Raw genomic sequence first — 24,624 nt, forward strand, 5'->3', positions numbered from 1 at the left:
TTAAAAAATAGATTTTAAATTTTTATTTTTAAACCTGCTAATAACTATTATTAGCAGGTTTTTTTATGGTATTTTAGTATGATGTTATTTAAGAAAGACCCTTTACAAATAATTACATTTGATGCTTATGGTACTGATTCTCATTTCTATTTAAGAGGGAGAGCGCTTGAAGATGAGTCTATTAACCTAGACGATAAAGGGTGGTTTAACTTAATGCTAAACACATGGAAACGCTTAGAAACAGACGAGGTTAAGCATACGAACCTTGACATAACCTTGCCAAATGGCCAAGTGTTGCAGACTTCAACGGATAATCATGGCTATTTTAAAGTGGAAACGGAAATTCATGATTTACAAAAATTAATCAATGAAGAAGGCTGGGTAAATTTTGAAGTATCTTATGCAAATCCAAATATAAAACGAAGAATTACTAACGAAAATAGATTTCCAGGTAAAATATTAATTCCCTCTAAAAAGGCAGCATTTGGTGTTATTACGGATATTGATGATACTATTCTACACACAGGAGTAGTTTCTACTTTAAAATGGAAAGTGTTATTTAATACTGTTTTTAAAACGGTAAAAAAACGTTTACCATTAAAAGGTGCCCCAGATCTTTATAATTTATTACATCGTGGTAAATCGGGAGAAAATTCTAATCCAATATTTTATGTGAGCCATAGTCCTTGGAATTTATATCGGTATTTAGAATTATTTCTTAAGCAGAATGATTTTCCTAAAGGACCTATTTTGTTACGTAGCTTTAATTCTTTTTTTAAAAGAAAAAAAGATGGTCATAAACCACAAAAACAAATAGAAATTTTTGGAATCTTAAAAACATATCCAGAACTGCCAATGATTTTAATTGGTGATAGTGGGGAACGTGATGCGGATATTTATAAAGAAGTTGCAGAGCTTTTTCCAGATAGAATTTTGGCTATTTACCTTAGAAGTGTAAATCATAAAAAAAGAATGATTCGGGTAAAAAGCTTGTTTGATGACTATAAAACAACCCCCATTTTATTTGTGGAGAATAGTGATCAGGCTGTAGCACATGCAAAAAAAATGGGATTCATATAAATTATAAATCCCATTCTTAATGGTGTTATTTTTAAAACAAACCGTTTATTTCAGCGTCAATCTTATTGATGATTTCTCCTAAATCTTCTGGATTGTCTACAAAATCTAGACTGTCTACATCTATAATTAAAAGTTTCCCTTTTTTATAACTCTGACTCCAAGCTTCATAACGTTCATTTAATCTACTTAAATAGTCAATAGAAATTGTGTTTTCATATTCACGCCCACGTTTGTGTATCTGTTTTACCAAATTTGGAATAGAACTACGCAGGTATATTAAGATATCTGGTGGTTGTACCAATTTTTCCATCAACTCAAATAAGCTTGAGTAATTACTAAAATCTCTATTTGTCATCAAACCCATGGCATGAAGATTTGGTGCAAAAATATAAGCATCTTCGTATATGGTACGATCTTGAATGATGTTTTTTCCTGTTTCTCGTATTTCTAAAATCTGACGGAACCTACTATTTAAAAAATAAATTTGAAGGTTAAAACTCCAACGTTCCATTTGATTATAGAAGTCATCGAGATAAGGGTTGTCTTCAACATCCTCAAAATGAGGTTCCCAATTATAATGTTTGGAGAGTAATTTGGTTAAGGTTGTTTTTCCGGCACCAATATTTCCAGCAACAGCAACATGCATATCTTGTCTTCTTAATTATTTTATTTCTTTGTTTTCTAGCGCCTAGATCATTTCTAATTTAATTCTAAGTATTTGGCTTTAGAATGTTGGTAATGGAAATTTAGCTAAGTTCTATCTCTATACTTTGTATTTTCTACAAGGGGCACACAATATACAACGATTCTTGGGTAGTAGAAAAAATAGTTGCTGAAATGCATAAATGTTTTTTACGTATAATTTTTGAAGAAAATTAAGCTGTGATTTTTTTTGGCACATCGCTTTTAAACCTTTTTCTTTTTTTTTAGTCACATAGGAACAACAACCTAAATAATCATGAAAAAAATTTTACTATTTATCGTTACCTGTCTTCTTCATTTTTCAAGTACACAGGCTCAAGACTTTCAAGGAAAGGCAATTTACCTTTCTAAAACATCTGTGGGCGACTTTAATTTTGGGGGTCGTGAAATTTCTGAAGAACAAAAGAAAAGATTCATGGCACGCATGAAAGAACAGTCTGAAAAAACATTTATACTGACGTTTGATAAAACTGCTGCAATTTATGAGGAAGAAGAAAAGCTAGAAACTCCAGGAAGAGATAATGGAGGAAGAGGTGGGTTTAGATTTGGAGATTTTTCTGGAGGCAAATTATATAAGAATATTAAAGACCAAAATTATGCTAAAGAATCAGAAATGTTTGGTAAAGTATTCTTAATCAAAGATGACCTGAAGCAATTAAATTGGACGATGGGTTCTGAAACTAAGAAAATTGGTAATTATACCTGTTATAAAGCAACCGCTATACAAGCGATTGATTCTACGGGTTTTGATAGCTTACGAAAAAGAAGAGATAGCGAACGTAAAAAGGAGGAGAAAGAGGATGTTGTAACAAAGGATTCTACTAAGAGTAAAGTCAGCATGTTTAAAGAGAGAGAAGAACCAAAAGAAATTGAAATCACAGCTTGGTTTACTCCTGAGATTCCTGTAAGTCAAGGACCAGGAGAATACTGGGGCTTACCCGGTTTAATATTAGAAGTTAATGCGGGTAACACGGTACTACTTTGCACTAAGATTGTTTTGAATACTGATGAAAAGATAGCAATAGAAGCACCAACAAAAGGAAAGGTTATATCGCAGCAAGAATATAATGAAACACTTTTGCTTAAGATGGAAGAAATGTCAGAACGCTTTAGGGGTGGTAATAGAGGTTCGGGTGGTAACTCAAATAGAGGAAGAAACTAATGAGAAATCTATTTATAAAAAAGCACGTACTAGTGCTTATCGCTTTAATTGCTTTGATAAATGTCGCTATTGCTCAGAAAATCACCATTACGGGAGTATTAAAAGATTCACTAGGAAGCCCCTTAGAAATGGCCAATGTGGTTGCTGTAAATCAAGAAACAAAGAGTCTGGATGGTTTCGGAATTACAGATCCTAATGGAAAATATAAGGTTAGCGTGAATCAAAACAGTTCGTATAGCTTAAAATTCAGCTATATCGGTTTTCAACCAAAAGAACTATTGATTAAAACCCTAGAAGAAGACCTACAACGCGATATAATATTGGCAGAACAAGCACAGAGCTTAGATGAGGTTGAAGTAGTTTATGAGATGCCTGTGGTAGTGAAAGGAGATACCATTGTGTATAATACAGACTCTTTTGTTACTGGAACAGAAAAAAAACTGGAAGATGTACTCAGCAAACTTCCGGGGGTAGAAATAAATGATGATGGTGAAATACAAGTAGAAGGAAAGACCGTTACTAAAGTGATGGTCAATGGCAAGGATTTTTTTGATGGTGATTCTAAACTGGCTGCAAAAAATATTCCGGCAAATGCCCTTGATAAAATAGAAGTGCTGAGAAATTATAGTGAGGTATCGCAATTAAAAGGGGTCACAAACAATCAAGATAACGTAGCTTTAAATATTAGATTAAAAACAGGAAAAGAAAAATTTTGGTTCGGAGAAATTACAGCGGGTTTAGGGTTAGATAATAGGTATTTGGCACATCCTAAACTATTTTTTTACAGTCCTAAATATAGTGTCAACATTTTAACAGACCTTAATAATATTGGGCAATTGCCTTTTACATCAAGAGATTATAGAAATTTTACCGGTGGCTTTAGAAGCAGAACAGGAAATACGGGAACTAGTTTTAACGTTGGCGATGGTGGTCTGGGTTTGTCTCAGCTTCAAAACAACCGTGCTAAAGAAATAGAAACAAGATTTGGAGCGGTTAATTTTAGTTATGCTCCAACAGAAAAATTAGATTTAAGTGGGTTCGCAATTTATTCCTACGCCAATACAGATTTACAGACGGTGGCTACACGAACGTATATTAGTAGTAATCAGCAAGAGGTAACGACAACAGGTACTGAACAAACATCTAATTTAGGATTGCTAAAATTAAGTGCGGCATACACGCCAAATACAAACATGCAGGTGGAGTATGATGCGCTTGCAAAGTTTTCTGATGAGCATGAGGATGTAGGAATATTGTCTGTAGCAGATGTCACAGATCAAATTTTTGAAAACAAACAGCAAACTCCCTCTAGTTTTAATCAGAATGCAAATGTTTATTATACCGTAAATGAGAAGAATATATTGGCTGTTGAAGCACAATATTTAATTCAAAATGAAGATCCGTTTTATAATGCAATCAGAGAAATACAACCTTTTGAAAGTATTCTCCCTTTGAATGAAGATCAAGCGAATTATAATATCAATCAAGATCGAAAAATAAAAACGAATAAGTTTGATTTTAAAACCGATTACTATTTTATTACAGGGCCAAAAAGTAATATTAATTTTACGTTAGGAACCACTCAAAGTAGTCAGAAATTTAATTCAAATATTTTTCAAATTTTAGATAACGAATCAACTTTAGCGTTTACAGATGACGATTTAGTTAATGATGTGGAATATAAGTTCTCTGATATTTTTTTCGGATTTCATTATAAATTAATTGTCGGGAAATTGACATTTAATCCAGGATTCAAAGTTCATGATTATACAGCGAAAAACACGCAATTAGGAGCATCGGTTACAGATGATTTGTTCAATATTGTTCCAGATCTTTTTATAAATCTTCAATTAAAGCAATCAGAAAGTATTCGGTTTAATTATGGCGTTAACCGACAGTTTTCAGATATAGATAAATTTTCAAGGGCCTATATTTTTAGCAATTACAACTCCATGTATCAAGGTAATCGTGATTTAGAAAGTGCTTTATTCCATAATTTATCACTTAATTTTTTCAGCTTTAGTATGTTTAATATGCAAAATATCTTTGCAAATATTAACTATAGTAAGCGTGTAGATGCATTTAAAAACAATAGTTCAATTGTCGGAATTAATCAGGTAAGTTCTACTATTAATTCTAATTTAGAGGATGAAGTGTTATCTGGTTCTGCTAATTTTCAAAGAACATTTGGAAAAATTAAAGTGAGTTCTAAGGGTTCGCTTTCCTATTCTAATTTAAATAATATTGTTAACGGTAGCCCTAGTACCTCAGAGTCTTTAACTCAAAGTTATAGAGCTTCATTGGCTACGAGTTTTAGGGATGCACCAAATGTTGAGTTTGGGTATACTTATGCAGTTAATAATTATGATAACGGTGGGAACTCATCTACATATTATACAGATACGCCTTTTCTTAAAGTTGATGCTGCCTTTCTGAAACGTTTTATTTTTCTAGCAGATTTAGAGTATTACCATTACAGGGATAAAGCAAACTCTATTAATAATGAATACGGAAATTTAGATACCAGTATATCGTATCAAAAAGAAGATAGTAAATGGGCATATAGTGTAGAAGTGACTAATTTACTGAACAATACAGAGCTAAATCAAGATAGCTTTAATGAGTTATTTTATAGGACCTCATCGTATGTGGTGCAACCACGATATGTGATGTTAAAAATTAAGTATGATTTGTAAAATTGCAATTTGTTGTTAAACCATTTTTCAGATCCCATCTTTTATTTTACTTTTGTGCTATTATTAATTGAGGACGGATTTGACTGATTGCAACCTCGTAAAAAATGCTAAAGCAGTTGTGACTGAAATTTCTTTTCGGTTCATAAACTTCTTTTAACCTTTCTGTCAAGTCTATTCTAGAAAATAAAACCATTTATGGCTTATTTATTCACATCAGAATCTGTTAGTGAAGGACACCCAGATAAAGTAGCAGACCAAATAAGTGATGCGCTTTTAGATAATTTTTTGGCATTTGATCCAGAAAGTAAAGTAGCATGCGAAACATTAGTAACTACAGGTCAAGTAGTGTTGGCAGGTGAAGTTAAGAGTGATACCTATTTAGATGTTCAACAAATAGCAAGAGATGTTATCAATAAAATTGGATATACGAAAGGAGAATATCAATTTAGTGGAGACTCTTGTGGTGTTATTTCTTTAATACATGAGCAGTCTAAAGATATTAGTCAAGGTGTAGATCGCGGTTCTAAAGAAGAGCAAGGTGCAGGAGATCAAGGAATGATGTTTGGCTACGCTACGAAAGAAACAGAAAACTACATGCCTTTGGCTTTAGATATTTCGCATAAAATATTACAGATCTTAGCAGATTTAAGAAGAGAAGGTAAAGAAATTTCTTATTTAAGACCAGATGCTAAAGCGCAGGTAACCATAGAATATAGTGATGAAAATGTACCTCAACGTATAGATACTATTGTAGTTTCTACTCAGCATGATGCTTTTGATGCAGATGATGAAAAAATGTTGGCGAAAATTAAATCGGATATCATTTCTATCCTAATTCCTAAAGTAAAGGAACAATTGCCAGCACATATACAGACCTTGTTTGACGATGCTATTACCTATCATATTAACCCAACAGGGAAATTTGTAATTGGTGGTCCTCATGGAGATACGGGGTTAACAGGTCGTAAGATTATTGTAGATACGTACGGTGGTAAAGGCGCTCACGGTGGTGGTGCATTTAGTGGTAAAGATCCTAGTAAAGTAGATAGAAGTGCTGCATATGCTGCACGTCATGCCGCTAAGAACTTAGTTGCAGCAGGAGTTGCCGATGAGATTTTAGTACAAGTAAGTTATGCTATTGGAGTGGTAGAACCAACCTCTATCTACGTAGATACATACGGTACTGCTAAGGTGAATTTAAACGATGGGCAGATTGCAAGAAAAGTAGCCGAATTGTTTGACATGCGTCCGTTTGCAATTGAAGAACGCTTAAAATTACGTAATCCAATTTATTTAGAGACTGCAGCATACGGTCATATGGGAAAAGAACCTATAACAGTAACAAAAACTTTTGAATCTCCTTACAATGGTAGAGTAGAGAAAGAGGTAGAATTGTTTACTTGGGAAAAACTAGATATGCTGGATCAAGTGAAAGCAACATTTGGAATATAAATTTTTGAGAGATTCTAGCAGTTTTTTCAAATTAATTAAGATTGCTAGAATCTTAACAAAACAATATCATTTTATAATTATTGGTGAATAATTAGGAATTTAAAAAGTTCCAACGTTATATTTGCACCGCACAAGTTCAAACACGTATTGAATAGTTATCAAGAAAGGTGGAGGGAATAGACCCTTTGAAACCTTAGCAACCCTTTGTTCTTATTTTGAACAATGAAGGTGCTAAATTCTACCAAAAATTGCAGTAATGCATTGGCGGCAGATAACGAAAAGATTAATTGCTATTCCTAGCAATTGAATATTTCTTCTTAATAACTTTTTGATTTTTATCTAACTCAGGCGTATAGGTCTGTTACTAGAGTTTGGCTTTTTATTTTATAATTAATTTAAAAAACAAGAAGATCATGAGTAATCAAAAATTAGCAACAAACGCTTTACATGCAGGGCATGACACTACGCAAACAGCAGGAACAAGAGCGGTTCCAATCTATCAAACATCATCTTATGTTTTTAGAGATACAGACCATGCTGCAAAATTATTCTCTTTAGGGGAATTAGGATTTATTTACACCCGTTTAAATAATCCTACAAATCAAATTTTACAAGATAGGTTAGCCGCCGTAGAAGGTGGGGTAGGAGCAGTAGTTTTTGCTTCAGGTACCGCAGCAATTGCTACCGGTTTATTAACCTTGCTAAGAGCAGGCGATCATATCGTTGCTTCGAGTAGTTTATATGGGGGCACTTTTAATTTATTGAATGTAACCTTACCTAGATTAGGAATTACAACCACATTTGTAGATGCTTCTGATCCTGATAATTTTGGTAAAGCAGTACAAGATAATACAAGAGCCTTTTTCGTAGAATCTTTAGGAAATCCAAAATTGGATGTTCTAGATTTAAAAGCGATTTCAAAACATGCAAAAGTAGCACAAGTACCTTTTATTGTAGATAATACGGTAGCTTCTCCTGTGTTATTAAACCCTATTGAACACGGTGCTAATCTTGTTATTCATTCCTTGACAAAATATATTGGAGGTCATGGAACTTCTTTAGGAGGTGCTATTGTAGATGCAGGTACTTTTGATTGGACAAACGGAAAATTTCCGGAATTTACAGAACCTTCTGCCGGGTATCATGGATTAGTGTATAGCGAAGCTTTAGGGGCAGCAGCATTTACGTTTAAATTAATTTTAGAAGGGTTGCGTGATTTTGGTGGTGCTTTGAGTCCGTTTAATGCTTTTCAGATTATTCAGGGATTAGAAACCTTACCGGTACGTATAAAGCAACATAGCGCAAATGCATTAGCATTAGCAACGTGGTTAGAAAGTAGAGAAGAAGTTGCTTGGGTAAACTATCCTGGTTTAAAGAGCAGTACATACTATGATTTGGCTAAAGAATATTTACCAAAAGGACAAAGCGGCCTGGTGACCTTCGGAATTAAAGGTGGTTTTGAAGCGGCTCAAAAAGTAACAGATGCTACTAAAATATTCTCATTGTTAGCTAATATTGGTGATACAAAATCACTAATTATTCATCCTGCAAGTACTACCCACCAACAATTAACAGCAGCACAACAAGAAGCAGCAGGAGTGCCGCAAGATTTGGTGCGTTTGTCTGTTGGTTTGGAAGATATTGAAGACTTAAAAGCAGATTTAATACAGGCTTTTGAAACACTTTAATGTACGCAAAGCTTAACTTTTATTACACCTTTTATTTTGCCTATTTAGGCTCAATTGATTAAACATATACTATGCTACAGCATTTAACGATACCTAATTATACCAACCACGGCGGTACCACACAAGACATTAATTTGTCATACCAACTATTTGGACCTGAGCTACACACTGCGCCAATTGTGTTAGTAAACCATGCTTTAACGGGTAGCTCTGAGGTGGCAGGCGAAAATGGTTGGTGGTCTGCATTAATCGGGGATGGAAAATGTATAGATACCCAGAAGTACACCATTTTAGTATTTAATGTGCCAGGGAATGGTCATGATGGTTTTGTCGTTGAAAATTATAAAGATTTTGTAGCCCAAGATATCGCAAAGCTATTTTTGATAGGATTGAAACAACTAGAAGTGAAGCGCCTTTTTGCGCTTATTGGAGGTTCTATGGGTGGTGGTATAGCTTGGGAGATGATTGCTTTAGAGCCTAATCTAACGGAGAATTTAATTCCTGTAGCATCCGATTGGAAATCTACTGATTGGCTAATTGCTAATTGTCAAATTCAAGAACAATTTTTATTAAATTCTAGTCAGCCTGTTCACGATGCGCGTATGCATGCTATGTTATGTTATAGAACACCAGAATCTTTTAAAGAGCGCTTTAAACGTAGCACCAACGAAGAATTACATGTGTTTAATGTAGAAAGTTGGTTAACGCACCATGGTGCAAAACTACAAGAGCGTTTTCAATTGTCTGCTTATAAGTTAATGAATCAGCTATTGAAATCTATCGATATTACTAGAGATAATAAAGATGCCTTTTCAACGATAGAGAAAAGTGCAACGAACATTCATATTATCGGTGTCGATTCGGATTTGTTTTTTACAGCACAAGAGAATAAAGATACCTTTAAACAATTAGCACAAGTAAATAGTAATGTTACCTATGGTGAGATACGATCATTACATGGCCATGATGCTTTTTTAATTGAGTTTCAGCAAATGGAGCAACTGTTAAAGGGAATATTTGATCAGAACGGAAAAAATAAGCGAATCAAGATATTAAAATTTGGAGGTAGGTCATTGGCGAATGGTGATGGTCTAAACCGTGTTTTAGAGATTGTAGCCACTAAAGTAAATAAGGGCGAAAATATTGGTGTTGTTTTGTCAGCACGAGGTAAAGCTACAGATCACTTAGAAAGTATTTTAAAAAGAGCCGCTAAAGGCAAAGAATATTCAAAAGATTTTGAAGCTTTTAAAGTGTATCAGCAATCAGATTTTAATGTAGCGCTATCCAAAGAATTTTCAGATTTAGAAAAATTGTTTGAAGGGGTTTCTTTATTAGGAGATTACAGTGCTAAAATAAAAGATCAAGTATTGTCTTTTGGAGAGTTAATTTCTGGGAAAGTAATTACGCAACTATTAAAGGCTAATGGCGTAAAAGCTAAATTTATTGATTCTCGCGAATTGATAAAAACAGATAGCAATTTTGGGGATGCGCAAGTTTATGAAGCTTTATCAAAAGAAAACGTATTAGAAGTTATTTCTAAATTAGATGCAAATGTAGTACCAGTTATAACTGGATTTATAGCATCGAATAAAGGTGGTGAAACAACCACTTTAGGGAGGAATGGGAGTAACTATTCCGCAGCATTAATAGCTAATTTTTTAGATGCTGCAGAATTGCAAAATTATACCCATGTAGATGGGATTTATACTGCAAATCCTGATTATGTAGCAGATGCAAAGCGTATAGCAGAACTATCTTATGGGGAAGCAAATGAGCTGGCAAATTTTGGAGCGACCATACTACATGCTAAAACAATTATTCCTTTAATAGAAAAGAATATTCCATTGCGAATATTAAATACATTTAATGGGGATAATGAAGGGACTTTAATTAGCGCTAAGACAAGCAAGGAAGGTATAAAATCACTATCTGTAATTGAAAATGTAGCCTTAGTAAATTTTGAAGGACGTGGGTTGTTGGGAAAAGTCGGAGTAGATGCACGTGTATTTAAAACTTTAGGTGCAAATAATATAAGTGTGAACATCATATCGCAAGGATCTTCAGAACGTGGTCTTGGTTTTGTGGTTGATGCAGATAAAGCTGAAAAAGCGAAAGAGGTGTTGATTGATGAATTTAGTTCGGATTTTCAGACCAAAGATGTGAACATGATTACGGTAACCAAAGATGTATCGGTAATTTCAATCGTTGGGCAAGATTTAAGTTCGTTTCATAAGCCTTTTAATGAACTGATTAAAAACCAAATTGTACCCTTGTTATTTAACAATACAGTAACGGGTAAAAATGTTAGTTTGGTCGTGAGGCGTAAAGACCTTTACAAGGCCTTGAACGTAATGCACGGTCAGGTTTTTGGAATCAGTAAAAAAGTGAACCTTGCTATATTTGGACATGGGAATGTTGGAGGAACGTTGATCGATCAAATTTTAAAATCGGCTCAAAATATAGAAGAACGAAAAGGAATTCAATTAAAGGTTTTTGCAGTGGCAAACTCTAAAAAAGTATTGCTTAATAAAAACGGAATTTCAGAAAATTGGAAAACAGATTTGGATGATCAAGGTGTAGCTTTTGATCTGAATTCAATTTTTGACTTTGCAAAGTCACATCATTTAGAAAATTTAATAGCAGTAGATAATACGGCTAGTAAAACCTTTGTAGCTTCCTATTTAAATATGATTGAAAATGGTTTTGACTTGGTATCTTCAAACAAAATAGCAAATACCTTAAGTTTTGACTTTTATCAAAACTTAAGGACAGAATTAGAAAAGAGTCAGAAACAATATTTGTATGAAACCAATGTAGGCGCAGGCCTTCCACTGATAGATACTATTAAGTTGTTGCATTTGTCTGGGGAGAATATTACACGTATTAAAGGAGTTTTTTCAGGATCTTTGAGTTATATATTTAATACTTTTTCAGAGGTTGATAGGCCTTTTTCATCCATCCTAAAAGAAGCGATGGAAAAAGGATTTACAGAGCCAGATGCTCGGGAAGATCTTTCTGGTAATGATGTAGGAAGAAAACTTTTGATATTAGCTAGAGAATTAGATTTGAGTAATGAATTTGCGGATATTAGTATTCAGAATTTAATTCCGGAGTCATTACATAATGTTACGGTTGATGAATTTAAAAGTAAGTTGAGTTCCTTAGATGCCATTTTTGAAAAGATTAAAAAAGAGCAAAAGCCAAATCATGTGCTGCGTTATGTCGGTGATTTGTCTGGAGATTTACAAAAGGAAAAAGGGAATTTAGAAGTGAAATTAGTTTCAGTTCCTAAAGAAAGTGCTTTAGGACAAGTGAAAGGATCAGATTCTATCATAGAAATATATACGGAGTCTTATGGAGAAAATCCGTTAGTGATCCAAGGCGCGGGAGCAGGTGCAGCAGTAACAGCACGTGGTGTTTTTGGAGATATATTGAGGATTATAGAAAAAGGTAAATAGATACGAAGAATCAGAAGAGGAATCTCTGATTAACATGATGATTATGAAAAACAAATTCGAAACAGAAGCTATAAGAACGCAAACAGAGCGCTCACAATTTCTAGAGCATTCTACGCCAATGTATGTAACCTCGAGCTTCGTATTTGAGGATGCTGAAGATATGCGCGCTTCATTTAGTGAGGAGAAAGAACGTAATATTTATTCTAGGTACTCTAACCCAAATACCAATGAATTTATAGAGAAAGTATGTAAAATGGAAGGGGCAGAAGCTGGTTTTGCTTTTGCATCTGGTATGGCTGCCGTGTTTTCTACTTTTGCATCGCTATTGGATAGTGGAGACCATGTGGTTTCTGCTCGTAATATCTTTGGTTCTACGCATAGTTTATTCATGAACTTTTTACCCAAATGGAATATCACTTCAGATTATTTTGAAATAGATGATTTAGAGGGTATTGATAAATTAATAAAACCGACTACAAAATTTATCTATGCAGAGTCTCCTACTAATCCGGGAGTAGATGTGTTAGACTTAGAAGAGTTGGGTAAAATCGCAAAAAAACATAATATACTTTTGATTATCGATAATTGTTTTGCAACCCCTTACTTGCAGCAACCTATTAAGTTTGGTGCAGATTTAGTAATACATTCAGGGACAAAATTAATGGATGGTCAAGGTCGTGTATTGGCAGGGATAACGGTAGGGAGTGCAGAATTAATAGATAAAGTCTATCGTTTTTCTCGTATAACAGGGCCTGCGCTATCGCCTTTTAATGCTTGGGTAATTTCTAAAAGTTTAGAGACTCTTGCTGTTCGCGTAGATCGTCATTGCGAAAATGCATTAAAATTGGCAGAGTTTCTTGAAAATCACCCAAAAGTAAATTGGGTAAAATACCCTTTTTTAAAGTCACACCCCATGTATGAAGTGGCTAAAAAGCAAATGAAAGCTGGTGGTAGTATTGTTGCTTTTGAAGTTAAAGGCGGATTAGAAGCTGGAAGGAATTTTTTTGATGCTATTAAACTATTATCACTTTCTGCTAATTTAGGAGATGCAAGGAGTATAGTAACACACCCAGCATCTACAACACACAGTAAATTGACCACTGAAGAACGTGAGGCTGTAAATATAACAGATGGTACCGTGCGTGTTTCAGTTGGTTTAGAACATATTGATGATATAATAGCCGATATTAAACAGGCTTTAGAGCCTTAAAAAAGGATTACAAAAAAGCTTCTATAATTTTAATTATAGAAGCTTTTTAATAGTGTTTCTAGATTTATAAACCCAAAGCTAGTACTGCAGAGTCATCAATTGCGTAAGCATAGGCTCTCCAAACAGTCGTGTAATCTGTATTTTGCCATAACACTTCGCCACTAGCTGTTACTTCCCAAATAGTACCATCTCTCCCTTCGGCGATTAAAGTGTTTCCATTACTCATGCGTACGCCACTACCAAGGCCTGAACTATATAATTCAGCATCCGTAAAACTCCATACAACCTCAGGTTCGTTATCTTCTCCAGCAACAAGTTCATAAGGAGGATTCAATTCATATTCTACCACTTCAGACTGGTTATCATATATATCATTAGCATACACAATCATATTTCCAGTTTCTATTAAATTAGGGTAGTGTACATTTTTTAAAGTTACCTCTCCCACATTGTCATATGCAAGAGGGTTGCCAAAACGATAGACTAAATCTCCGCCTAAATTATAATTTCCGCCAGTACTAGTGCTAGCTTCTTCTGTAGTTGTGCTATGATCTAAAACCCAAACTTCACTATAATTATTTACAGTAATGTATAGGATATCATTAGTTTCATCTAGTGTAAGACCATTAAAATGCATTAGATCTCCATTTGCCTGACTGCTATTATAATTAATGTCTACTTTATTAGGATGGTCTACTACAACGCCAAAATTTTCTTTTGAGGCATCGTGGTTTTGAACCAAATGATCTGTAACATGCCATTCCCAGATAATTTCTTCGGTCAATGGATTCATTTCTACAATAGCATCAGGGAAAATATCGTTATTTTCAGAAAAGCCTAACTCAGCGGCTTCACTCGCGGTTACTTTTTCCCATACAGGAAAAATGATATTCCCATTAGATAGGTATTCCACATCATGATGAGCCATATACTCATCACCAGAAGTATAGGAAACTTCCCAGTCAATAGATTGGTACGCATTTATTTTTCTAAACATACCGCCATATCCCCCAAAAGTTATTCCGGCATTATCGGCTTTAAGGCAAACAACTAAACTACCGTCGTCTAAAAGATTTACGTCATTACCTAAACTCCTATCAAATTCCCAGCTAAATAATTGGTCTCCGTCATGGTTTATTAAATAAGCACCATTGCTATTTGTGTCGGCTACCAAAATATAAGAATTGGTATCAATAGATTCTTCTTCAGAAGTATTTTCATCTGTAGCGGAAGAGCTGGTTTCACTATCGCTGCTACAAGCGCTAAAAGTTATCAAAGCAGTAATTAATAAGGCTTGCAGTAAAATCTTTAAGTGGGTTCTTTTTTTCATCATCTCCGTATGTATTAATGTTCGTTTAAAATCTAACTCAAAAGTGGATATTAAATTTTGTCGTTTCTGTTCTATTCAGTGAATGACCGTTTTCTCTCAGTGAATTTTTATTTTTTAGAGGAATCAATGTGAGGAAGGTTTAATTAAGGAGCTTATAAATAGAAACACAACATTCTTTAATTTTATTTATCTTAGCAGCCATGCTATCAAAAAAGACAAAATACGGATTAAAGGCGCTTACCTTCTTAGCGCAACAAGTAGATAGGCAACCGGTACAAATTTCTGAAATAGCAAATGCTGAAAACATCTCTCAAAAGTTTTTAGAAACCATCTTATTATCGCTACGAAAAACTGGTTTTTTAGGAAGTAAAAAAGGTAAAGGTGGAGGGTATTATTTAATAAAAGATCCTGCGGAAATACAAATGGCTTCAGTGATGCGCGTTTTAGAAGGACCTATTTCTATGGTGCCTTGCGTAAGTCTTAATTTCTATGAGAAATGTGATGATTGCCCGGATGAAGCTGCTTGTGGGGTTCATAAATTAATGCTTCAAGTACGTGATAGCAACCTAGAAATATATAGAAATACAAGCTTAGCAGATTTAATAGCTTAATTTTAGTACTACTCCATTTTCATTATCAAATTGATAATAATTCTCTTCTTTTTTTAAAAATCTACTAAAACTATAGGGTAAAGGTAATTTTAACGTTCTTTTGTCGACTTACTTAGGGAAATATTTTTATTTTTGCTTACTCTATTAAATCGATAGGGTAATAGAAAAATTAATCTCATGATTGCAGATCAATTGATTTTAGATAAAGAAAATACAAAGACGACGTATAAGGAAGATAGCAAATCTGAAGATCCTAGAAGGAGCATCGTTAAGTCTATTAGTTGGAGAATTATTGGTACGATAGATACTGTGATTATTTCTTGGCTTGTGACAGGAACTTTAAAATTAGCTTTTTCAATAGGAGTTGTGGAGCTTTTTACAAAAATGATATTATATTTTTTCCATGAAAGAATGTGGAATAAGATTAAATGGGGCAAATAATTAAGAGTATGGCTTTTACAGAAAACGATATACAAAAATGGAATACGGATTTTGCTTCGGCAAGTCCAGCAGAAATTATAGCATTTGCACTAACGCAAAATTCAAATGCCTTAGTGACTACTAATTTCAGACCTTACGAAGTGAATATTTTACATGCAGTTACGGCAGTAGATAATACGATTAAAGTTATTTGGTGCGATACAGGATATAATACGCCAAATACGTATAAGCATGCAGAAGATTTAATTAAGCGTTTATCTCTTAATGTAAAATTATACGTGCCAAAGCAGACCTCATCACATAGAGATGCGGTTATGGGAATTCCTGGTATAGAAGATCCTAATCATGCAATTTTCACAGAACAGGTTAAGTTAGAACCTTTTGGTAGAGCAATGGCGGAGCATAAGCCAGAAGTTTGGTTTACAAACCTTAGAAAAGGACAAACTGCCCTGCGTAATTCTTTAGATATTTTTAGTGTAAGTAAAGATGGTGTTTTAAAGGTGAGTCCTTTTTACCACTGGACAGATGCGCAATTAGATGCATATCTAGAGGAAAATAAGCTGCCTAACGAGCATAAATATTTTGATCCAACCAAGGTGTTAGAAAACCGGGAGTGTGGATTACATACTTAGAAACTAATTTTACTAAGTATAGCTATAAAATTAATAGTAAATACAAGATATTGAATCTTGTTGAAATTAAAAAAGATATTGAATACGGTCATTGAGCGTAATCGAAATGAAGTTAACATGAAAGACACATCAGGCATAAATCCATTAGAAAACGAAGCAATTTACATCATTAGAGAGGTGGCTGCTCAATTTGAAAAGCCAGTTTTATTATTCTCTGGAGGTAAAGATTCTATAACACTAGTACGTTTGGCGCAAAAAGCATTTTGGCCGGCAAAAATTCCTTTCCCTTTAATGCATATTGATACAGGGCATAACTTCCCTGAAACTATTGAGTTTAGAGATAGATTGGTTAAAGAACTTGGTTTAGAGCTTATTGTTCGTAATGTGCAAGATTCTATTGATGAAGGTAAAGTAAAAGAAGAATCTGGTAGGTATGCTAGTAGAAACTCTTTGCAGACGACTACTTTATTAGATGCTATAGAAGAATTTAAATTTGATGCTTGTATCGGTGGTGCACGTAGAGATGAAGAGAAAGCAAGAGCAAAAGAGCGTATTTTTTCTGTTCGTGATGATTTTGGTCAGTGGGATGAAAAAAGCCAACGTCCTGAATTGTTCGATATGTTAAATGGTCAAATAGAATTAGGTCAGAACGTTCGTTGTTTTCCTATTTCTAACTGGACAGAATTAGATGTTTGGTCTTATATACAAAAAGAAGAAATTGAAATTCCTTCTATATATTTTGCACACCAACGTAAGACTTTTATAAGAGACGGAATGATTTGGTCTGCTGAAGATGATATTGTTTTCCGTGATGAAGACGAGGTTGTTCAAGAACGTTTAGTGCGTTTCCGTACAGTAGGTGATATGTCTTGTACCGCAGCAGTACTTTCCGATGCGGTTAGCATTGATAAAGTAGTTAGTGAAATTAGAGATTCTAGTATCTCTGAGCGTGGAGCACGTATTGATGATAAGCGTTCTGAGGCAGCGATGGAAAAAAGAAAACAACAAGGATATTTCTAGAGTCCCTTTAATCCCCAGAGGGGAAATGTTAGCGGTAATAGAATATACAAATTAAATAAAATTCCTTCCTTTTGGGAAGGTATAGCATAGGATGGAAGTACTAAAAATAGCAACAGCAGGTAGTGTAGATGACGGAAAGAGTACCTTAATCGGTAGAATTCTGTACGATACAAAATCACTCACAAGTGATAAGTTAGAGGCTATCGAAAAAACAAGTAAGCAAAAAGGATATGATTATTTAGATTTTTCTTTAGCAACAGACGGATTGGTAGCAGAGCGTGAGCAAGGGATTACTATTGATGTTGCGCATATCTATTTTTCAACAGCAAAGAAAAGTTATATTATAGCAGATACTCCAGGTCATGTTGAATATACGAGAAACATGGTTACTGGGGCTTCTACATCACAAGCCGCTATTATTTTAATAGATGCACGTAAGGGAGTGATTGAACAAACAAATCGTCACTTTTTCATCAATAATTTATTGCGTGTAAAAGATGTTATTGTCGCAGTTAATAAAATGGATTTGGTTGATTTTTCTGAAGAAAGATACAATGAAATCAAAGCAGATTTTTCTGAATTAATGGCAAAGAGAGATTACCAAGATCAGAACATCACATTTATTCCTGTTAGTGCTTTAAAGGGTGATAATGTAGTGAATAAATCAGAACATACTCCTTGGTATACAGGTCAGACTTTATTAGAGCATTTAGAAAACTTAGATAGTAAAGATGTTTTCAACGTAGGGACACCTCGTTTTCCAGTGCAATATGTAATCCGTCCTAAGACTGAAGACTTTCATGACTTTAGAGGATTTGCTGGTAAAGTTTATGGAGGGGAGTTAAGTGTTGGTGATGAGGTTGTTGCCTTGCCATCACAGACAAAATCAAAAATAAAAGAAATTTACGCCTACGATAAAAAATATCAAACTGCTTCAAGACGCTCATCAGTGACGATCACTTTAGAAGACGAGATTAACGTTAGTCGCGGAGACATGATTGTAAAGGTGGGAGATTTACCGCAAATTGATAAACAGTTTACGGCTAATATTTCTTGGATGGATTCTGATCAATTAAAAACAGGAGGTAAATATGTTATTCAACATGGTGTGAATAAAGTATTAGCTAAAGTAGATAAGATTCATCATAAAATTAATCCTGACTACTCAGGAATAGAAGAGAATGTTGATGGTCTGGGTATGAATGATATTGCGAGGGTTACCTTTAAATTAAACAAGCCTATTTTCTTTGATGCCTTTAAAGATCATAGAACAAACGGCTCGTTTATCATTATAGATACAAAAACAAATAGTACCGTAGGGGCTGGGTTTATCCAATAAATCTTTCTAGCCGCCAGAAGAGGTGCAAGCAAGTAGGTAGAAAAAAATTAATAACAATATTCTTATTTTAACCGAGTAAGAATTCCTTCCCCTTGGGAAGGTTAGGAGGGGAAGATATATGCAAAGTTTTAGAACAGAAATAGAAAATCCGGTTGTAGAAAAAGATATTATCGATTTAGCAAACAAAATCGATATGTTTCATAATGGTAAACTAGACGAAGAAAAGTTTCGTAGTCTGCGTTTAGCACGTGGTGTTTACGGTCAGCGCCAAGAAGGTGTGCAAATGATTCGTATTAAATTGCCGTATGGTAAAGTTTCTTCTGAGCAATTAAGAACAATTTCTAATGTTTCTGAAGAATATTCTAAAGGTCGTTTACATATTACTACACGTCAAGATATTCAAATTCACTATGTAGATTTAGACAGAACTCCGGAGTTGTGGGCAGAACTAGAAAAGTCAGACATTACCTTACGTGAAGCTTGTGGTAATACCGTGCGTAATGTAACGGCTAGTGAAACTGCGGGTATAGATGTAGATGAGCCTTTTGATGTATCTCCTTATGCACATGCCTTGTTTCAGTATTTTTTAAGAAATCCTATAAGTCAAGAACTTGGACGTAAGTTTAAAGTATCTTTCTCTTCTAGTGATGCAGATACGGGTCTTTCGTACATGCATGATCTAGGTTTTATAGCCAAAATTGAAAATGGCGAAAGAGGATTTAAAGTGATGCTTGGTGGTGGTTTAGGGTCTCAACCGCGTCATGCAGAGTTATTATATGATTTTTTACCGACAGATAAAATAATTCCTTTAATGGAAGGTGTTGTTCGTGTTTTTGATAGGTATGGAGAACGTAAAAGTAGAGCAAAAGCCCGTTTAAAATTCTTGATGAAAGATTTAGGACTAGACGGTTTTAAAGCCTTATTAAAAGAAGAGCAAACAGCTGTTCCTATAAAGTCTTTTCCTATTGATGCGGAAGCCTACCCAAAACCTCAAATTGCAGAAGTAGCTATTCCAAATGTAGTAATCGAAGATCAAAAAGCTTTTGATGCTTGGAAGGCAACCAATATAATTCCTCAAAAACAGGAGGGTTATGTAGCTATAGGTATAAAAGTTTTATTGGGAGATTTTTATCTTAAAGAAGCGCGTGCCTTAGCAGATTTAGTAGAAAAATATGCAGCAGACGAAATTCGTCTAAGCTTGCGTCAGAATATTGTTGTTCCTTTTGTAAAAGAAGAATTGATTCCTTTCTTTTATACTGAATTAAAGAAATTAGGCTTTACAGAAGCTGGCTATAATAGAGCTATAGATATTACGGCTTGTCCTGGAACAGATACTTGTAATTTAGGTATTGCAAGTAGTACTGGTATTGCAGAAGAGTTAGAGCGCATCATGAAAGAAGAATATCCTGATTATATTAATAACCCAGATGTGGTTATTAAAATTAGTGGATGTATGAATGCATGTGGACAGCATAACATGGCAAATATTGGTTTTCAAGGGATGTCTGTGCGTACCAAATCTAAATTAGTAGCTCCAGCATTACAAGTGCTTTTAGGGGGTGGTAATATGGGTAATGGGGAAGGTAGGTTTGCAGATAAAGTAGTAAAAATACCAAGTAAAAGAGGTCCGGAAGCTTTGCGTTTAATCTTAAATGATTTTGATGCCAATGGTAACGGATTATCATTCCCAGAGTACTATGCAGAAAAAGAGCAAATGTACTTCTATGATTTCTTGAAAGATTTAACAGATGTTGAAAATTTAACGCCTGATGATTTTATCGATTGGGGTAATTCTGAAGAATATATTCAGGCTATTGGAGTAGGGGAATGTGCTGGTGTAGTGATAGATTTGATTGCCACATTATTATTTGAGAGCGAAGAGAAAATACAAACAGCAGCAACTACTTTTAATGAAGGAAAATGGGCAGCGAGTATCTATCATTCATACTCTTCAATGGTAAATACAGCGAAAGCAATCCTTACTTCAGAAAATCAGAAAACAAATACGCATGCGGGTATCATTAAAGATTTTGATGAGAAATTCGTTGCGAATGGTAGAATCGCTTTAGATAAAGGTTTTGAAGAGTTTATTCTTCAAATTAATAAAAATGAACCTACAGAAGTATTTGCTAAGAACTACTTAAATGATACGAAAGTATTTTTAGGAAAAGTTCAAGAGTTTAGAAATGCTGAATTAGCAAAAGCGAACTAATCATGACTAAGAATACAAAACATACGAATGCTAGCAACTTAGGTTTGCTTACGGTAATTGGTGCGGGTCCTGGTGATCCAGACCTAATTACGTTAAAAGCGATAAAAGCACTGCAGGCAGCAGATGTTGTTTTGTATGATGCTTTGGTAAATCCTGAATTGTTAGGGTATGCAGAACATGCAGAACTCATCTTTGTAGGGAAGCGCAAAGGGTGCTATGCGTATCAGCAAGAGCAAATTAATGAACTTATCGTGCAGCGTGGAAAATCGCAACATGTAATTCGTTTAAAAGGGGGTGATCCTTTTATTTTTGGTCGAGGTGCAGAAGAGATGGAATATGCAGCAAAGCATGGTTTACATGTGGCTATGGTTCCAGGGATATCCTCATCTGTCGCGGTACCGGCATCTCAAAATATACCAGTGACTAAAAGAGGAGCTGCAGAAAGTTTTTGGGTCATTACAGGAACCACAAAAGAACACAAGCTTTCTTCAGATGTGGCTCTTGCAGCCAAATCAAATGCTACGGTAGTAATCTTAATGGGAATGTCAAAATTACCAGCAATAGTAGCTTTGTTTGAGAAAGAAGGAAAAGCAGAAACGCCAATCGCTATCATCCAGAATGGCACAAGAGAAAATGAAAAGATAGGAATAGCAACTATTTCGACTATTCAATCAGAAGTAGAAAAGCAAAACTTAACCAACCCCGCAATTATAATAATCGGCGAGGTGGTTAATCATAGAAAAGCACTGGCAAGTGCAATAGAGTCGTATAAACAAGTAGACGAAGTACGCGATTAATTTATTTTACTGTTGTAAATTTGCAGTAGTATTTTAGGTGTTATTTCAAACAAGAATTTTTTCAATTAGTAGAGATGATAAAAACAGATATCTTAATTATCGGAGCGGGACCAACAGGGTTATTTACCGTTTTTGAAGCAGGATTATTAAAATTAAAATGCCATTTAATTGATGCATTACCACAAACAGGTGGTCAGTGTTCAGAGATATATCCAAAGAAACCAATTTACGATATTCCAGCTTTTCCAGAAATTTTAGCAGGAACATTGGTAGATAATCTTATGGAGCAAATTAAGCCTTTTGAAGCGGGTTATACCTTAGGAGAGCGTGCAGAGACATTAGATAAGCAAGAAGATGGTTCATTTATCGTGACTACAAATAAAGGTACACAACACCATGCGCCAGTAGTGGTTATAGCAGGTGGTTTGGGTTCTTTTGAGCCAAGAAAGCCTTTGATACCAAATATTATAGATTTCGAAGATAAAGGAGTAAATTACTTTATTAAAGACCCAGAAGTATACCGTGGTAAAAAAGTAGTTATAGCTGGTGGAGGCGATTCTGCTTTAGATTGGGCTATTTTCTTAGCAGATGTTGCTTCAGAAGTTTCTCTAGTTCATAGAAGAAATGAATTTAGAGGTGCATTAGATTCTGTAGAGAAAGCATCAGAATTAGCAAAGCTTGGTAAAATTAAATTGTTTACTGAAGCTGAGGTTATTGGTGTTGCAGGAGATGGTAAGATTGAATCTGTAGTGATCAAACATAACGATAAGGAAAAAGAAGATACTATTTTAGAGGTAAATAACTTTATTCCTTTATTTGGTCTTTCTCCAAAATTAGGTCCAATCGGCGATTGGGGATTAGAGATTCATAAAAATGCAATTAAAGTAAATAACGCTAAAGATTACCAGACAAACATCCCAGGTGTTTTTGCTATTGGTGATGTAAATACGTACGAAGGTAAATTGAAATTAATTCTTTCAGGGTTCCATGAGGCGGCTGTTATGTGTCAATTCGCATATCAAATCGTTAATCCAGGAAAACGTTATGTCATGAAGTATACTACTGTTGGTGGTGTAGAAGGATTTGACGGAACTAAAAAAGAAGCTAAAAAGGAAGTGGTACAAAGTATCTCTTAAATTTAAAATTTTTTCATCTATAAAAGCCTTCTTACTTTAGTGTTAGAAGGCTTTTATTGTTTAGTTTATTTGGTTTTAATTATGCTGTGGTGTTTCTTTGCAGTCAATTCAAACAGTTCATTGCAACATTGAAAAATAGTTATCAAGAAAGGTGGAGGGACTAGACCCTGTGAAGCCTTGGCAACCCTTTTAGAAGTAGGTTTACTCCAAAAGAAGGTGCTAAGTTCTATTCAAAATTAGATTCATTTTTGAAATAGATAACAAAAGCGAAACATTTCGTCTTAGTTTTTACTTTACTTGATATTTTAATATTAGAGCATTTCATTTGCACAACAGCAAATGAGCGTGCTATCCGCTATATCTTTTTTACTTGATTAAGTAAAAAAGGATGTCGCTGCTATCACTAATGCAGAGCAGTTTTTTAGAAAAGAGAAATGAAGAACATAAAAGAGATACTTAAAGAGAGAATCTTAGTGCTAGATGGAGCTATGGGAACTATGCTTCAACGCCATAAATTTACCGAAGAAGATTTTAGAGGAGAGCGTTTTAAAGATTGGGAACACCCTTTACAGGGTAATAATGATTTGTTGTCATTAACACAGCCAGCAGCAATAGCGGATGTGCACCGTAAATATTTTGCAGCAGGAGCAGATATTGTGGAAACCAATACATTCTCGAGCACTACAATTGCCATGGCAGATTATTACATGGAAGACCTGGTATATGAACTAAACTATGAATCTGCAAAAATAGCAAAGCAGGTAGCAGATGAATTTACGGCAAAAGAGCCACACAAGCCCCGCTTTGTAGTTGGTAGTATTGGCCCGACGAACAAAACGGCAAGTATGTCTCCAGATGTAAACGACCCAGGATATAGAGCAGTATCCTTTGATGAATTAAGAATAGCATATAAGCAGCAGGTGGAAGCCTTGATTGATGGTGGTTCAGATTTGCTAATGGTAGAAACCATTTTTGATACGTTAAATGCTAAAGCAGCATTGTTTGCGATTGAAGAAGTAAAAGATGAGCGCGGTATTGATATTCCAATTATGGTAAGTGGTACGATAACAGATGCTTCTGGAAGAACTTTATCAGGGCAAACAGCAGAAGCTTTTTTGATTTCTATATCACATATTCCAATTTTATCGGTAGGTTTTAACTGTGCTTTAGGAGCAAGTCAATTAGTACCCCATTTAGAAGTTTTGTCCGCTAAAACTGGTTTTGCAGTATCAGCGCATCCAAATGCAGGTTTGCCAAATGCCTTTGGTGAATATGATGAAACGCCAGATGAAATGGCAGCTCAAATAAAAGAATACGTAGAAAAAAACTTAGTGAATATAGTAGGGGGTTGTTGTGGTACTACACCAGAGCATATTTCTGCTATTGCTAACGTAGTGAAAGATATAAAACCTAGAATAGTTGCGGGTTAATCGTAAATCGTTGATTGTTTTGACGAAAATTTTTCCTAAAGAGGAACAATATGGGCAGACATCGCGAATAAGAAGGTGCGTGGTTTCCGTGTCTTCGAATATAGCAGTGGGCTGTGGAAGAAGAACTTCAAATGAAACTGTGCATTTTTTGCATATTAGTCGAGGTTCTTTATATGAATTAGAAACTCAATTAATTTGACAAAAGATTTAGATTTTTATAATGTCAGA

Annotated in this window: 19 protein-coding genes and 2 riboswitches; of the genes, 17 read left to right on the plus strand and 2 right to left on the minus strand. The window is 34.7% G+C overall.

All coding sequences use genetic code 11. The annotated features are described in order from the left end of the window. Positions 1-78 precede the first annotated feature (78 nt). A complete protein-coding gene (locus CELAL_RS10715; RefSeq protein WP_041557696.1) occupies positions 79-1,080 on the plus strand; it encodes an App1 family protein in 1,002 nt (333 codons plus the stop codon). 31 nt (positions 1,081-1,111) lie between these two features. Here CELAL_RS10715 and CELAL_RS10720 read toward each other — a convergent pair whose 3' ends face one another. Next, on the minus strand, positions 1,112-1,726 hold the full coding sequence (locus CELAL_RS10720) for a deoxynucleoside kinase (RefSeq protein ID WP_013550928.1): 615 nt from the start codon (positions 1,724-1,726) through the stop codon (positions 1,112-1,114). A gap of 312 nt (positions 1,727-2,038) precedes the next feature. Between CELAL_RS10720 and CELAL_RS10725 the strand changes: the two genes are divergently transcribed. The 6 genes from CELAL_RS10725 (at position 2,039) to CELAL_RS10750 (ending at position 13,448) form a co-directional block, all read left to right on the plus strand. Next, positions 2,039-2,944: a GLPGLI family protein gene (locus CELAL_RS10725; RefSeq protein ID WP_013550929.1), complete on the plus strand. Its 906-nt coding sequence runs from the start codon at positions 2,039-2,041 to the stop codon at positions 2,942-2,944. Next, the gene (locus CELAL_RS10730) at positions 2,944-5,640 is read left to right on the plus strand and encodes a carboxypeptidase-like regulatory domain-containing protein (RefSeq protein WP_013550930.1); all 2,697 of its coding nucleotides are present in this window, start codon (positions 2,944-2,946) and stop codon (positions 5,638-5,640) included. The genes CELAL_RS10725 and CELAL_RS10730 overlap by 1 nt, the downstream gene beginning before the upstream one ends. A gap of 195 nt (positions 5,641-5,835) precedes the next feature. Beyond that, positions 5,836-7,092 carry a methionine adenosyltransferase gene (metK, locus tag CELAL_RS10735; protein ID WP_013550931.1) on the plus strand — a complete coding sequence of 419 codons (1,257 nt, stop codon included), beginning with the start codon at positions 5,836-5,838 and terminating at the stop codon, positions 7,090-7,092. 152 nt (positions 7,093-7,244) lie between these two features. Then, positions 7,245-7,370: riboswitch (SAM riboswitch) on the plus strand. 135 nt (positions 7,371-7,505) lie between these two features. Continuing rightward, positions 7,506-8,780, plus strand: coding sequence for an O-acetylhomoserine aminocarboxypropyltransferase/cysteine synthase family protein (locus tag CELAL_RS10740; protein ID WP_013550932.1), 1,275 nt, complete (start codon positions 7,506-7,508; stop codon positions 8,778-8,780). Between the two features lie 71 nt (positions 8,781-8,851). Beyond that, positions 8,852-12,238, plus strand: coding sequence for a bifunctional aspartate kinase/homoserine dehydrogenase I (thrA, locus tag CELAL_RS10745; RefSeq protein WP_013550933.1), 3,387 nt, complete (start codon positions 8,852-8,854; stop codon positions 12,236-12,238). 43 nt (positions 12,239-12,281) lie between these two features. Continuing rightward, a complete protein-coding gene (locus CELAL_RS10750; RefSeq protein ID WP_148229671.1) occupies positions 12,282-13,448 on the plus strand; it encodes a trans-sulfuration enzyme family protein in 1,167 nt (388 codons plus the stop codon). Positions 13,449-13,512: 64 nt separating this feature from the next. On the opposite strand, the gene CELAL_RS10755 is transcribed toward CELAL_RS10750, so the two are convergent. Further along, positions 13,513-14,781: an arylsulfotransferase family protein gene (locus CELAL_RS10755; protein ID WP_013550935.1), complete on the minus strand. Its 1,269-nt coding sequence runs from the start codon at positions 14,779-14,781 to the stop codon at positions 13,513-13,515. Between the two features lie 197 nt (positions 14,782-14,978). On the opposite strand from CELAL_RS10755, the gene CELAL_RS10760 reads away from it, so the two are divergent. The 10 genes from CELAL_RS10760 (at position 14,979) to CELAL_RS22605 (ending at position 24,595) form a co-directional block, all read left to right on the plus strand. Further along, on the plus strand, positions 14,979-15,389 hold the full coding sequence (locus CELAL_RS10760; protein WP_013550936.1) for an RrF2 family transcriptional regulator: 411 nt from the start codon (positions 14,979-14,981) through the stop codon (positions 15,387-15,389). A 177-nt stretch (positions 15,390-15,566) separates the two neighbouring features. Beyond that, positions 15,567-15,830 carry a DUF2061 domain-containing protein gene (locus CELAL_RS10765; protein ID WP_013550937.1) on the plus strand — a complete coding sequence of 88 codons (264 nt, stop codon included), beginning with the start codon at positions 15,567-15,569 and terminating at the stop codon, positions 15,828-15,830. A gap of 8 nt (positions 15,831-15,838) precedes the next feature. Further along, positions 15,839-16,462: a phosphoadenosine phosphosulfate reductase domain-containing protein gene (locus CELAL_RS10770; RefSeq protein ID WP_041558097.1), complete on the plus strand. Its 624-nt coding sequence runs from the start codon at positions 15,839-15,841 to the stop codon at positions 16,460-16,462. A gap of 90 nt (positions 16,463-16,552) precedes the next feature. Further along, complete coding sequence (cysD, locus tag CELAL_RS10775) at positions 16,553-17,482, plus strand: sulfate adenylyltransferase subunit CysD (RefSeq protein WP_262481884.1); 930 nt, start codon at positions 16,553-16,555, stop codon at positions 17,480-17,482. A 91-nt stretch (positions 17,483-17,573) separates the two neighbouring features. Beyond that, on the plus strand, positions 17,574-18,821 hold the full coding sequence (locus tag CELAL_RS10780) for a sulfate adenylyltransferase subunit 1 (protein ID WP_013550940.1): 1,248 nt from the start codon (positions 17,574-17,576) through the stop codon (positions 18,819-18,821). 118 nt (positions 18,822-18,939) lie between these two features. Further along, entirely contained in the window at positions 18,940-21,033 is a 2,094-nt protein-coding gene (locus tag CELAL_RS10785; protein ID WP_013550941.1) for a HEPN domain-containing protein, read from the plus strand. Between the two features lie 2 nt (positions 21,034-21,035). Next, positions 21,036-21,830, plus strand: a complete 795-nt coding sequence (gene cobA, locus CELAL_RS10790; protein ID WP_013550942.1) for a uroporphyrinogen-III C-methyltransferase — start codon at positions 21,036-21,038, stop codon at positions 21,828-21,830. 74 nt (positions 21,831-21,904) lie between these two features. Beyond that, positions 21,905-22,966, plus strand: coding sequence for an NAD(P)/FAD-dependent oxidoreductase (locus CELAL_RS10795; RefSeq protein WP_013550943.1), 1,062 nt, complete (start codon positions 21,905-21,907; stop codon positions 22,964-22,966). Positions 22,967-23,102: 136 nt separating this feature from the next. After that, positions 23,103-23,230: riboswitch (SAM riboswitch) on the plus strand. A 170-nt stretch (positions 23,231-23,400) separates the two neighbouring features. After that, on the plus strand, positions 23,401-24,396 hold the full coding sequence (locus CELAL_RS10800; RefSeq protein WP_013550944.1) for a homocysteine S-methyltransferase family protein: 996 nt from the start codon (positions 23,401-23,403) through the stop codon (positions 24,394-24,396). Between the two features lie 19 nt (positions 24,397-24,415). Beyond that, positions 24,416-24,595: a four helix bundle protein gene (locus CELAL_RS22605; RefSeq protein WP_245529613.1), complete on the plus strand. Its 180-nt coding sequence runs from the start codon at positions 24,416-24,418 to the stop codon at positions 24,593-24,595. Positions 24,596-24,624 lie beyond the last annotated feature (29 nt).

Source organism: Cellulophaga algicola DSM 14237 (genome assembly GCF_000186265.1).
In the GTDB taxonomy this organism is placed as follows: Bacteria; Bacteroidota; Bacteroidia; order Flavobacteriales; family Flavobacteriaceae; genus Cellulophaga; species Cellulophaga algicola.